The following is a 12,234-nucleotide window of genomic DNA, read 5'->3' as shown; positions in this document are numbered from 1 at the left end:
TTGTTAGTTTTTCTCTACTACACGTCGCACGATAGAGAAGAACACTTGGTTCGGCAGATAACGCTTCAGCGCGATCAACAGTCCTGCCTGTTTACCCGATGGATAGCGGAGACGCTTCTTCCGGTCGATCGCTGCACGCCAAATCGTCTCGGCGACGACCTCCGGGCCTTCAGCGTTCGCACCAGCGGCATTCGTGTTATGGAGCGCGACTTCCGTATAGTTATCATATACGTCGAGCGGTTGGTCACGGACGAGTTCCTGGGAACGACCATAAAAGTCTGTCTTGATTGGTCCTGGTTCAATCAATTTCATGTCGATATTAAACGGTGCCAGTTCAAACTGAAGCGATTCAATGAACCCTTCGATTGCCCATTTTGAACTATGATACAGACTATAGATTGGGAATGTGATTTGACCACCGACCGAAGACACGGTCACAATACGTCCGCTCCGCTGTTTGCGGAAATACGGAAGAGATGCTCGGACCACGTTCATGACCCCGAAGACGTTCGTATCAAACTGACGCTGAATCTGTTCAGAAGAGGCTTCTTCAAAAATCCCGACTGCTCCGTACCCGGCATTATTCAATAACACATCGATTGTGCCGTGATCCGAGACGATTTGCTCGAAGGCGTCAAGAATGCTCGATTCGTTCGTCACATCTAGCTGATAGAGCGAGACTCCTTTTAGGTTGGACAGTTCTTGATGTCCTTCATGACTTCGCATCGTCGCGGCGACATGCCAGCCTCGTTTGCTGAACAGTTCGACGGTCGCTCGACCAATCCCACTTGATGCTCCCGTGATAACAATGGTTTGATTCATTTTCATTCTCCTCTTAATGTTTATATGTTTAAACTTTTAAACTGATTAGTGGAAAAGAAGCCTTTCTCTTTGTTTCCAAAAAGAAAGGTCATAAGATACATTCATCTTCGATCGCACGTGTCAGTGCTTTGAGCAGTCCGACCGCGTCCTCGAGGGTCAAGAAGTAAAAGTTCTCTGTCCCGATTTTCTCGGATGAGACGATTCCTGCTTGTCGCAACAGTTTGAGGTGATGCGAGATGGCCGGTCTAGACAACTCAATCTTTTCATCAATCTGATTGACGTTCAATCGCTCATGTCTGGCGATCTCGACAATGATGCGTTGACGATTGACGTCGGCTAATACTTGGAACAATGGGATTGCATCTTCAAATAAAGATAGCGACGCCTCGGGTGTTGTATCTGGTTGTTTCATATTCATCACTCCGTTTAAAAGTTTAAACGTTTAATCATGTATTCAGAATACTAGGTGATTCGCCTTCTGTCAACGAAGTTGTTCGTAGACTTCTCGAAGAATACTTGAAATCATATGTCTGGAGTCATAATCCCGCTTGGAGATTTGGACGAGCGGCGACGGATCAGGGAAAAGGTGAGCGTTGATATCGTCAATCGTATAGCCCGCAGCGGTTTTCGTTAACACGTCATCGGTCAAACGTTCTAGATAATCGAGCTTTTTGCTTAACTGCTCCCTTCCCTGTTCGAGACGTCCGGCATGCTGGCAGTACACTTCCTCAAAATCGAGGGACAGGACACGCTTGAGCGAACGGATCTGTTCAGGGACCGACTCCTCTGGAATCATGACCTTTGGATACGGATGAACGAACAAATCACCTGAAAACAGTCGACCGTTCTCCTCATCATATAAGACGATATGATTCGGTTCATGACCGGGTGTATGGATCACCTGATAGGTATGATGCTCTGACGTGATCTGATTGTCGTGATAGGCGACCGGCTGGAACGGTTCCGGGTCACCGGAGAAGCGTGCCCGATAATCGGGGATATCTAGCCCCGTCCGGCACATATCTCTGGCAGACTCATGTATGTAGATTGGCACGCGATACGTTTGTTCGAGCCATGCGGCCGTCCCGATGTGGTCTTCATGTGGATGCGTAATGCTGACGAGGTCGATTGGGACCGATTCATAAAAGGGTTGGAGAGCGGGGAGCATCGTACGTGTCCCGGTATCGATGATCATCCCATCGAGATAATACACATACATCGACATCTCGAATGGACCGTTCTTCACTTTGGCGCAAACTGAGGTCACTGGCCCATGTTGCTTCACTTGCATCATTTTCCCCTCCAATATTGTATTTTTCTTCATTATATCGAAAAAAGCCAAGCAATCCCTTATTTCTGAGAATTCCTTGGCTTTTCTTCTTATAAAGAGGCGAGCACGCGCTCCGGATCCGGTCGAACCATATAGTCAGGGTCCGCCTCGGCAAATTGAATTACACCATCCTGGTCGATGACATAAGTCGCAGGTACAGGAAGGCGCCACGGATTCGAATCTCCATTATAATCGGCGAGTTGAAGTCCAAAGTCCGTTTCATATGTTTGAATCAAGTGAGCTGGAAACTCGAAGAGTAGACGATATGATTCTGCTACATGTTGATCGGGATCACTGAGCACTTCAAATGTCAGATTGTTCTTTTCGGACGTCGATAAGGACTCATCTGGCATTTGAGGGCTGATGGCAACGAGTTGTGCCCCTTTCTCTTTGATTTTCGGTAGGATGCGTTCATACGCCTTCAATTCGAGATTACAGTAGGGGCACCATCCCCCTCGATAAAAGTTCAAGATCACTTTTCCATCTTGTAATAATTCGGACAAGGTGACTTTTTCACCCGTAGCGTTGACGAGCGTAAAGTCAGGGGCTTTTTCTCCTACTTGTAACCCTTGACCAACTCCTGATTCAATCAATGATGCTGTCGCTTCCGCAACACTTTGTTTGACGTGGGTGGGCGCACGATCTAAGAATCGGTCCCGTACCGCTGCTAATTCTTCCCGAAGCATGTGACCTCTCTCCTTTTACGACTGATTTACTGTGATTTCGAACACGTCTTCCAAATGAGCTTGGAGTTCACGCTTATAAAGGTTGATGTCCGGGTTCGCGATCACGTCATGCGCCCCAAAACTCTTCAATGGTTCCATTCCAATGAACTGCTGTGCATAGTGCAGGTGGGCGATTGAATCTTCAAAGTCTTTACCAGCGAAGAAACCTTCAGCATTGTTATATTCTGTGACAGGGGCATTCCACGTTGTCGAGAACATGTATTTCTTCCCTTTCATCAATCCACCTTTTCCGTACCCTTCAGCAGAACCGGCGAAGAAGACACCATATTCGTACACTTCATCCATGTATTTTTTGAACTTCGCTGGGAGTGAGAACCAGTAGATTGGTGTTTGGTAGATGACGATGTCCGCCCATTTATATTTTTCTTGCTCTTCTTTGATATCATAACCGGTATCGATGACCGTCGTTTTCACTTCATAAGCTCCGTCGAGTGTTTGAACGATCTCGTCGAACATCGTTTTGTTCAATTCACCCTTTGCAAAGTCATAATACTCGTGTCCGTTGATTACTAATACGTTTTTCATCTTTCAAAACTCCTTCGGAAATTGTTTTATAGTTCGATAACCATCAAACTAAAAGTATCGTATCACCGTGAGTTATACTTCGCAAGCATTTTGATCAACAAAAAAGCATGCGCCTCGAGCGCATGCTTATAAGTCTTCATCTTTCACGGCGAACACAGAACTCAATAATCCAGGAAACTTCTGTTCAATCTCATCTTTTCGGAGCGAGTAGTAATGCTCTTTTCCTTCGATGCGTCCTTTGATCAGTCCGGCTTCCCTTAAGATTTTGATATGATGGGACACCGTTGATTTATTTAGCATCAATTCAAGTGAATAAGTGGAACAATTATTTTCACCGGATTCTCTGAGGCATCGGATGATGCGCAATCGGTTCGGTTCACTGAGTGCGTGAAGGACTTTCGTATACGGTATGGTGTCGATAGACGGATGGTGTAATGGTTTCATAACGCCATTATACAAATGTATGCTGAAATTCTCAAATTTCGCTGTTCAATTTTTCCCCGTTCGTCGCGATGACCCGCTTATACCAGTCGAACGAGTCTTTCTTCATCCGCTCCATCGAGCCGTTCCCTTCATTGTCGCGGTCGACGTAAATCATCCCGTACCGTTTCTTCATCTCTCCCGTCGTGAACGAGACGATGTCGATGATGCCCCAAGGCGTGTAGCCGATCAAGTCGACTCCGTCATAGAGGACGGCGTGCTTCAATTGTTCGATATGTGCCTTCAAATAATCGATTCGGGCCGCGTCATGAATCTTCCCGTCGACAATCTCATCGACAGCACCGAATCCGTTTTCCACGATGAAGAGCGGAATCTGATAGCGGTCATACAGACGATTGAGCACATAACGGAGACCGACCGGATCGATGGCCCAGCCCCAGTCACTCGACTGGATGTACGGGTTCTCAACGCCGTTCGGCAGACCACCGTTCACGATATCCCCACGATTGTCCGCGACGACATCACTCTTCACGGTTGTCGACATATAGTAGCTGAAACCGAGATAATCGACCTTTCCGTTCTGTAAAATCTCTTCGTCTCCTTCAAGGATCGGGATGTTGTACCCTTCGCGCTCGAACTCGTTCAACGCGTAATTCGGATAGAACCCACGTACTTGTACGTCCGAGAAGAAATAGCGTTGGCGCATCATCTCTTCGGCCAACATAACGTCGTCCGGGTTCGATGAATACGGATAGATCGGAACGTGAGAGACCATGGCCCCAATTTCAAAATCCGGATTGATTTCTTTCCCTTTGGCGACGACGAGGGCACTCGCAATTAGTTCATGGTGTCCCGTCTGATACATGACTTCACGCGCGTTCTCCCCTTCTTCTAGAAGGACACCTGAATTCGTCCATAAGAAGAGTGGGTTGTTGACGTCCATCTTGTTGTTGATTTCGTTAAACGTCATCCAATACTTGACCTTGTCTTTGTAGCGGTTGAAGCAGACCTCTGCAAAACGGACGAAATGCTCGACGACTTCACGATTTCGGAAGCCACCATATTCCCGGGCAAGATGGAGCGGCATCTCGAAATGCGAGAGTGTGATGATCGGTTCGATATCATGTTTAAGTAACTCATCGAACAAATCATCATAAAATTGAAGACCCGCCTCGTTCGGCTCTGCATCATCACCATTTGGGAAGATGCGACTCCATCCAATCGAGGTACGCAAGCATTTCAAGCCCATCTCGGCAAAAAGGGTCACGTCTTCTTTATAACGATGATAGAAATCAATTGCCTCATGGTTTGGGTAGAATTCGTTCGGCTCAACCTTGTCCGTGATCCGACGCGCGACACCGTGTGCGCCTGCTGTCAAGACGTCGACGACGCTCGGTCCTTTTCCGTCAGCGTCCCAACCACCCTCGAATTGATGGGCGGCGAGTGCGCCTCCCCATAGAAAATCTTTCGGTAACGTCTTCATCCTCTATTCCTCCTTCTGATGAATCATACACGTCAAGTATAATTGTACCGGTACAATTTAACAAGGTTGATACAATGAAACAATCTTGTTTTTTTCATGATATAATACAAGAAGTGACGAAAAAGTGAGGAATGACCATGTTAAAATACCAACAAATCGCAAATGAAATAGAACAATACATTCATAAACAGAATTTAAAACAAGGTGATAAGCTACCTGTCCTTGAGCAGATGATGAGTCAATATGCCGTGAGTAAGAGTACGATCACGAAAGCGTTGGAACTGCTCGAACGAAAAGGCATCATCTTTCAACTCCGTGGTAGCGGCATTTTCGTCAGACGCCATAATCGTCCCGGTTATATGAGTCTCTTTTCCACTCAAGGATTCAAGAGTAACCTTGGAGATCATATCTTGACCTCTGATGTACTCGACGTGTCTGTTATGAAACCAGATGCGTTGGTGGCCGAAAATCTCGGGATTGACGTAACAGACGATGTATACCGTGTCGTACGGGTAAGGTATGTGGACGGGGAAGTGCTTTGTCATGAAGAATCGTATTACGTAAAAGCCATCGTCCCTTACTTGAATCGAGAGATTGTGGCCGACTCCATTTTCGATTACGTCCAAAGTGCGCTAGGCGTCACGATTGGTTTTTCTGACATGTACTTACAGGTAGGTCGATTGACGGATGTGGAAGCAGGCCACCTCGGATTGCAAGAGAATGACCCGACACTTCGCATCGAAACGATCTTTCATCTGACGAACGGAAAACCTTTTGACTATTCACGGATCACCTACCACTATGCACATTCGCAGTTCGTCATTCAGGCGAACGGCCCCTATATGTAAAGAAACCCCTCATGCGCGTATGAGGGGTTGTTCGTTAGACAAGTTCTTTTCGGTTCAAATCGAATAACTCGCGATCAGTCTCATATAGGAGTTCGTCAAACCGTTCGGTTCCGTGTTCTTCGATGAACAGCTCTTCTGAAGGGTAAATCGGTACAAACCAGACGACTAGGACGCTCTGCTCCTCGTTCTCATATGTGATGAACGACTCATCTGAGTAAAAAGGAGCGGTCACATAGACCGATGAAAATGAATATTGTTCAAGCACTTCCTCTGGCAGTTCGTAGAGTTCGCCCAACTCGAACGCCTGGTGCGTTCCCAGCGCATAATCGGTCAGCTGCCACATCAATTCAACAAACTCCTCTTTAGCATGCTGTTGATTGAAGCGGAACAGCAACTCCTGGTGAGCTGTCGAACCATTTTCGAATTGAAGTGCATGCCAATGCAGTCCTAATGTCGAAATACTCGTGATTTTAGAGGACTCTTCTTCAAGTTCGATGATTTGGACATCATCTTCTAGCAAGTAAGGGATATCATACCCGCTGACGAATGTGCCACAATGTTTTTCTAGATGTTCTAAATAGTTCATGTTCCATCCCTATTTTCTCATAACTGGCGTACTTTTTGACTCGGGTTTTGAGTTTGATGGACTCAATCGATTGACGCAAACTCACTTCTTCTTTAGTTGGGTCATTCAAAACACTTTGATGTCTCCGTTCAAGTGATCCAAGAAATAATACGTATCATGGGCATCGTGGGCGAAAACGAAGTTTCCTAAGATGTTTGGATGAAATTCACCAGTGAACCATTCGATTGTCTGATTGTTTGTCGGAAAGAAAAGGGACTGCCATACATTCTTCGCTTTCGGAATTTGAAGCTTGGGCAACAGTTCGTCTTCAATCAATGTCTTCCAATCTGCGTCAGGCAACGTGAAGCGATACACGTTCTCACGAGGACCGAGCGTTCCATCTAAACCAAATGACACCTCAATCGGAAACGCACCGGTCGTCACATATTCAAAAAAATCCTCGATATGGGCTATTCCCTTTGTTCCGACACGACTCACTTGCTTTCCTTGAAGCGTCAAACCGTCCTCATAATAACTCAGAATCCAATCTTTCTCTCCTTGTAAGACAATGATTTCATTCGAAGAGAGTGTCAATTCCGATTCTAATGACTCACGATTCTTGATGGTTTTGGTCGTCACATGCTCTTCTTGACGTTCAAAAGAGAAGCGATGTTTTCTCGTACCCTTCGCAGTTCGTTTACGTACAAGGCGCAATGGAAAGTCCTCATCTTTCAGATGTCGAAAAATCAATCGCTTTGCTTCTCCTTCTCTCAGTGCATGACTCGGAATGATCACTAATTCTAGTGGTTCATGTTGATTGTATAAATCTTTTGACATCATGCTGTTTTTCGTCTTTTAAGGAACCAATATCCGAATGGCAACATCGCTAACACTGCAAAACCAATCAATCGGTTGGTATTCGATGTTGGATTATTTGATTTTGCTTCATCCGAATAGTCCCCCGCTCCATCCATCATCCCTTCTTCGACATTCCCTTCAATACTTTCATGCTCTTCGATCAATAAATCTTGGAAGTCCTTCGTTGACATTTCATCTCCACTAATCATCTGTTTTGAGTAGGATGTCAATGCCACCAACATGTCCCCATTATAATCAAACAATGCCGACCTTTCTGTGTATTTCACGAGATGTCCTTGTACGTCCATCAACGCTTTCGGAGTTTCTTTGTCTGAACCGAACGTTGAAAACGCATATGTACCCGCTGATTGTTCATACGTTCCGATCACGTTGACCGGTTCATCATCTTGAAAAACGGTCGCCACAAATTCTTTTGTTGGGACGAACGTACATGTTTCCCCCGTTTTGTAGCAAGAGGATGACGGGATATACGTCTCCAGCAACGGACCGAAAGTGATGTTCTCACTGTCCGTCATATGATAATTAGTCGGATCGTCCCCCTGAATATGATCCATCACAATGTCATAGAAATATGCATCTGCAAAACGTTCCGCCGAGGATTCAGTCATCTCGGCTGATACGGTCGTCGTGCTTGCAAGCAGTCCGACACAACCTATGAGTAAGCTCGTCATTCGTTGCATGTGTTTCTCCTTTCATCACCCTGAAGATTTCAGCAGCATCGCGTGACTGATGTGAATCATTTCGGCGTGCGGCTGTTTATGACGACTGACATATGAAGTGAAACGTGATGATGCAACAAATGCGTTCGATTCATGAATCATCGCCAGTCGGACGAGAATGAGCCGTAATTGTTTTCTTCCTTCTCCCAGTGTAACACGGTCGACTTGGTTGTTTTTGTCGAGTCGGTTGATTAACAGCTCCACTTTACAGTCTTCTTTGATCAAGTAAGAAACCAAATAGGCCGTCTGTTGAATCAAGTCTTCATATTGCGCATGTAGCCCGTTCCCGAGCGGACCGCTCAAATCAAGGGAAATCGTGAACGTGTCGAGATTTTGTCGTTCGAACACTTTTGCCTGTACATGACCGACCTTTGAAGTGGCGACCCAGTCAATCTGTTTAGCCGGTTCCTTCTCATATCGTTTTGCACTTTGAATCATCACCGGATCGTTCAACGGGGAGTGCTTGACGATACGGTCACCCATCCGAATCATGCGAGATTCGGTGATTGATGACTTCGTGATGGTAGGTAACACAATCCATGAGGGCATATCCATCTCCTCATCCGTGAAAAAAAGAGTACCTAAATAAAACGGTAACGTGACACGCATCACACACGTATGAATCGAAGCAGGTCCACGCTTCACAGCCGAGACGCTCACATGATGTATGTCCTGTTCGATCCTTGTGTCGTATGCCTGTGCTCCGTCCTCGAATACCATCCGTTCATTACCCTCTAGTCGAATCAATAGCGGAACACCAAGGGCAATGATTCGCTCATACCCATCGATACGGACGATACATGATGTCTCATCATCGATGAATAAGAGATCTTCTTTCTGCCGGATGGAAAATGAGACTTCGTTTGAAAGTGTTCGAATGATTCGTTTCCGGATGAACATGACGATTAATAATGCTCCGCATACATAAGCGATGGGCCATACATAAGGCATCCACATGGTGAGGAGACCGAGACTGACATAAGCCGGCCAAAGTTGGTCCTGAAGGATGGACGGTGTACTGATTTCGACCTGTCGCATCGTTACACCTTTTCGACGGGGACAGTTACGGACTCGAGTACGTCCGCTAGCACTTGTCGCTTCGTCGATTTGATGTCCCCTTCAAGAGTGAGGGTCAATCGATGCGAGAGAACGTGTGGCGCAACGCCTTGGACGTCTTCAGGCGTGACAAACTGACGGTCGTTCAAGTACGCATAAGCTTGTGAGGCTTTGACGAGCGCAAGCGTCGCCCGTGGGCTCGCCCCGACTTCGACTAACGGATGTTGCCTCGTCTCTTGGATGAGTGCGAGCAAATAAGTGACGACATCTTCATGAATCCGCACGCTCTCGACATTTTCTTGTGCTTCTAAGAAAGCGGCATTCGTCATCAAGGCGTGTACCACATGTCTCGTCTTTGAAATCGTCTGCAGAATCAAGTTCCGCTCTTCATCTGCCCCTGGATATCCGACTTGAAGAGACATGAGGAAGCGGTCGAGTTGGGCGTCTGGTAGGGCGAACGTTCCCGCCGACTCAATCGGGTTTTGTGTTGCGATGACGAAAAACGGTTTCGGTAGTTGATACGTGACGCCACCGATTGAAACTTGGCGTTCTTCCATCGCTTCAAGTAAGGCGGATTGTGTTCTCGGGACGGCACGGTTCACTTCATCAATTAACAAGATGTTTGTGAAGATGGGACCGGTACGGTTCTCGAACGTTTGGGTCTGCATATTGAAGAAGTCTGAACCGATGATGTCAGATGGTAACAAATCAGCTGTGAACTGGATTCGGGCGAAGTCTGCCTCAAAGCTTTTGGCGATGCTTTTTGCGAGTAACGTCTTCCCCGTCCCGGGCACATCCTCTAGCAAAATATGTCCGTTCGCCAATAGGGCTGTGCAACATAATTTTGTGATTTCCGGTTTCCCGAGGTAAATGCGGTCTAATTGATCCAATACGTGTCGGATGGTCATGAATTCGACTCCTTTTGTGTGCGTAGTAGGTATTCATCAAGTTGTTGGGTGAACGCTCGCTCACGCTGTGGTGAGATGTCCCCTTCGTCATAGCGCGTCTCTAAATAGGTGAGTAGGGATGCATCGAGCTCGATTCGTTTCGCCCAGGTCGACAACTTCTCAGTTGGGCGACGACGTTTATGTGGAGGTAACGCTGCCTCGAATTGAATCAACTGCTTTCGGATAGCCGAGGCTGGTAATGGATGGAGTGCTCGCTTTATCTGCTCCGACGAGTTATCATAAGTCACTAGCGAGTGATCCTCGATATCTAACTCTCCCTCCTCGATTTGTTTCTTCGATGGGCGTCGTCTCTTCCAGAGCCACCATCCAAGCAAGATAATCATTCCGGTAATCATGTATGGGAGGTAGGAGACGCTGCTCGTCTCTTCTCCTGACGGGTTTCCGTAAGAAGGTGACTCATCATTAATTTTCTCTCTTGGAGTTCCACCTTTATCATCTGGAGCTTCACTAGAAGAACCGAGCTCAACCCCTCGCCAGTCTTCTTCAATAATTTTGTCTTCCCCACACCAAAAATCAACATCCGTCACTTCGAAAATCCCTAAAAACTTTCGTTTGTCATGACAGTCGGTGATCCAACTTGTAATCTCGCTCCCTGAGATATCTAATGATTGGTAGTAACGGTATCCCAGTTGACCGGAATAGGAGATGAGCGCAACCAGTAACAAGGAGAAAAGAATTCCTGACACAAAGATCGTTTTGGCTTGTTTCATCGGTGTTTCCGCTTATGTATATTCAGTTTGAACGTTTTCATTTGATGTGACGGCTCCTCCTATAAGTATAATCCTTTATTTGGAAATAGGATTAAATGGATTATACCATGAACTTTTACGGAATATTCAGTTATTTTTAGACAAAAGAAAAAGCCCGTTCATTGAACGAGCATCCACCATTCTCTATCTTCATCCTCTTCGTCGAACACCCATTCTTCAAATCCATACACGCGAATCTCCTGATTACCACGAATGTCCCATTGGTTGATAAACGTTTTTTCATGTGGAATCGGGATCCATTTTTGATAGGATGAATCACGCCGCATAAACGTTTGTAACCCCTCTTCATCTTCAAATACGAGAAGCTCAGAGTTCCAGAGTGTAGGAAAATCTAGCAGCACAACGACTCGCATTCGCTCATCCACACGCAACTATGCTAGTCGTTTCGCTTCATCGAGCAGAATATGGATGATTGCCTGTTTGATTTGGTCATTGTGTTGACTAGCTAATAAAAAGGTTTGTCCGACCGGAATCTTGGTATTCCAATAACCATTATGAAACTCAGTTGGAAAATCACGATGATTTTCTTGCATACTATGCTGAAGACGACTTAACTTTCGTTTCAGACCACGCACTTTCCGATGTCTCATTTCAGGATGGACTCGACTTGCTTCATATGGTGCCGGTCATGCTCGATGAATTCTCTGACAATCACATATAGTGAATATGGGACACCTTGATGCGGATCATGTGAGACGCCATTCGCTGTCGTTTTATAAGTCAGCGCTTCTTCGCTTAAGGAGTCAAGCATCGTGACGAGTGTTCGCCGACTATTGATGGATTCCTTTAGTACGGTCTCACCTGTCAACTTCTCCGCCCTTTTCGTCGCCCGTGCGTTGAACGAGTCAAAGTCAGGGAATATCATCCCTTCGCCGTTCTTCACCGATGGGATGATGACATTCAACAGATGATTGTCCCAATGGGCGATATGTAAGACGATTTGCTTTATGGACCACTTCTCCGAGTCGATCTGTTTGTTCCAATCAGAGTCACTCAGCTTTTCTAACGACTCGAGCCATTCTGTGTACGATGCGAATTCTTGAATGACTTGCATCCAATCCCCTCCCCGTTCCATTTAAATT

At 46.2% G+C, this 12,234-nt stretch carries 15 protein-coding genes and 1 pseudogene; 1 reads left to right on the top strand and 15 read right to left on the bottom strand.

The window, feature by feature from the left end; genetic code table 11:
• Nucleotides 1-3: 3 nt before the first annotated feature.
• From KNP04_RS00280 to bglA, 7 genes are all read right to left on the bottom strand, one after another.
• A complete protein-coding gene (locus KNP04_RS00280) occupies nucleotides 4-822 on the bottom strand; it encodes an SDR family oxidoreductase (RefSeq protein WP_251129793.1) in 819 nt (272 codons plus the stop codon).
• 88 nt (nucleotides 823-910) lie between these two features.
• Nucleotides 911-1,234: an ArsR/SmtB family transcription factor gene (locus tag KNP04_RS00275; RefSeq protein ID WP_214692369.1), complete on the bottom strand. Its 324-nt coding sequence runs from the start codon at nucleotides 1,232-1,234 to the stop codon at nucleotides 911-913.
• A gap of 69 nt (nucleotides 1,235-1,303) precedes the next feature.
• The gene (locus KNP04_RS00270) at nucleotides 1,304-2,113 is read right to left on the bottom strand and encodes an MBL fold metallo-hydrolase (protein ID WP_251129792.1); all 810 of its coding nucleotides are present in this window, start codon (nucleotides 2,111-2,113) and stop codon (nucleotides 1,304-1,306) included.
• A gap of 89 nt (nucleotides 2,114-2,202) precedes the next feature.
• The gene (locus KNP04_RS00265; RefSeq protein ID WP_214874385.1) at nucleotides 2,203-2,838 is read right to left on the bottom strand and encodes a peroxiredoxin-like family protein; all 636 of its coding nucleotides are present in this window, start codon (nucleotides 2,836-2,838) and stop codon (nucleotides 2,203-2,205) included.
• Nucleotides 2,839-2,853: 15 nt separating this feature from the next.
• Nucleotides 2,854-3,423, bottom strand: a complete 570-nt coding sequence (locus KNP04_RS00260; RefSeq protein WP_214874384.1) for an NAD(P)H-dependent oxidoreductase — start codon at nucleotides 3,421-3,423, stop codon at nucleotides 2,854-2,856.
• A 126-nt stretch (nucleotides 3,424-3,549) separates the two neighbouring features.
• Nucleotides 3,550-3,867 carry an ArsR/SmtB family transcription factor gene (locus tag KNP04_RS00255; protein WP_214749121.1) on the bottom strand — a complete coding sequence of 106 codons (318 nt, stop codon included), beginning with the start codon at nucleotides 3,865-3,867 and terminating at the stop codon, nucleotides 3,550-3,552.
• Nucleotides 3,868-3,898: 31 nt separating this feature from the next.
• Nucleotides 3,899-5,347 (bottom strand): 6-phospho-beta-glucosidase BglA, encoded by a 1,449-nt coding sequence (bglA, locus tag KNP04_RS00250; RefSeq protein WP_214874383.1) that lies wholly within the window; start codon nucleotides 5,345-5,347, stop codon nucleotides 3,899-3,901.
• Nucleotides 5,348-5,484: 137 nt separating this feature from the next.
• On the opposite strand from bglA, the gene KNP04_RS00245 reads away from it, so the two are divergent.
• Nucleotides 5,485-6,195, top strand: coding sequence for a GntR family transcriptional regulator (locus tag KNP04_RS00245; protein ID WP_214874382.1), 711 nt, complete (start codon nucleotides 5,485-5,487; stop codon nucleotides 6,193-6,195).
• A 34-nt stretch (nucleotides 6,196-6,229) separates the two neighbouring features.
• Here the strand turns inward: KNP04_RS00245 and KNP04_RS00240 are convergent, their stop codons facing one another.
• The 8 genes and pseudogenes from KNP04_RS00240 to KNP04_RS00200 all read right to left on the bottom strand — a co-directional run bounded on the left by KNP04_RS00240 (nucleotide 6,230) and on the right by KNP04_RS00200 (nucleotide 12,206).
• Nucleotides 6,230-6,781, bottom strand: a complete 552-nt coding sequence (locus KNP04_RS00240) for a suppressor of fused domain protein (RefSeq protein ID WP_214874381.1) — start codon at nucleotides 6,779-6,781, stop codon at nucleotides 6,230-6,232.
• Nucleotides 6,782-6,886: 105 nt separating this feature from the next.
• The gene (locus tag KNP04_RS00235; protein WP_214874380.1) at nucleotides 6,887-7,600 is read right to left on the bottom strand and encodes a hypothetical protein; all 714 of its coding nucleotides are present in this window, start codon (nucleotides 7,598-7,600) and stop codon (nucleotides 6,887-6,889) included.
• The gene (locus KNP04_RS00230; protein WP_214874379.1) at nucleotides 7,597-8,319 is read right to left on the bottom strand and encodes a hypothetical protein; all 723 of its coding nucleotides are present in this window, start codon (nucleotides 8,317-8,319) and stop codon (nucleotides 7,597-7,599) included. Before KNP04_RS00230 ends, KNP04_RS00235 begins: the two co-directional genes overlap by 4 nt.
• Before the next feature lie 15 nt (nucleotides 8,320-8,334).
• Nucleotides 8,335-9,396 (bottom strand): DUF58 domain-containing protein, encoded by a 1,062-nt coding sequence (locus tag KNP04_RS00225; protein ID WP_214874378.1) that lies wholly within the window; start codon nucleotides 9,394-9,396, stop codon nucleotides 8,335-8,337.
• A gap of 2 nt (nucleotides 9,397-9,398) precedes the next feature.
• On the bottom strand, nucleotides 9,399-10,322 hold the full coding sequence (locus KNP04_RS00220) for an AAA family ATPase (RefSeq protein ID WP_214874377.1): 924 nt from the start codon (nucleotides 10,320-10,322) through the stop codon (nucleotides 9,399-9,401).
• Nucleotides 10,319-11,092 (bottom strand): hypothetical protein, encoded by a 774-nt coding sequence (locus KNP04_RS00215; RefSeq protein ID WP_214874376.1) that lies wholly within the window; start codon nucleotides 11,090-11,092, stop codon nucleotides 10,319-10,321. The genes KNP04_RS00220 and KNP04_RS00215 overlap by 4 nt, the downstream gene beginning before the upstream one ends.
• A gap of 158 nt (nucleotides 11,093-11,250) precedes the next feature.
• Nucleotides 11,251-11,685: pseudogene (locus KNP04_RS15315) on the bottom strand (DUF3916 domain-containing protein).
• Between the two features lie 53 nt (nucleotides 11,686-11,738).
• Entirely contained in the window at nucleotides 11,739-12,206 is a 468-nt protein-coding gene (locus tag KNP04_RS00200; protein WP_214874373.1) for a DinB family protein, read from the bottom strand.
• Between the last annotated feature and the right edge of the window lie 28 nt (nucleotides 12,207-12,234).

Source organism: Exiguobacterium sp. CH10, from assembly GCF_018617635.1.
Taxonomy (GTDB): domain Bacteria; phylum Bacillota; class Bacilli; order Exiguobacteriales; family Exiguobacteriaceae; genus Exiguobacterium; species Exiguobacterium aestuarii_A.
This window is presented reverse-complemented; position numbering and strand designations above follow the sequence as displayed.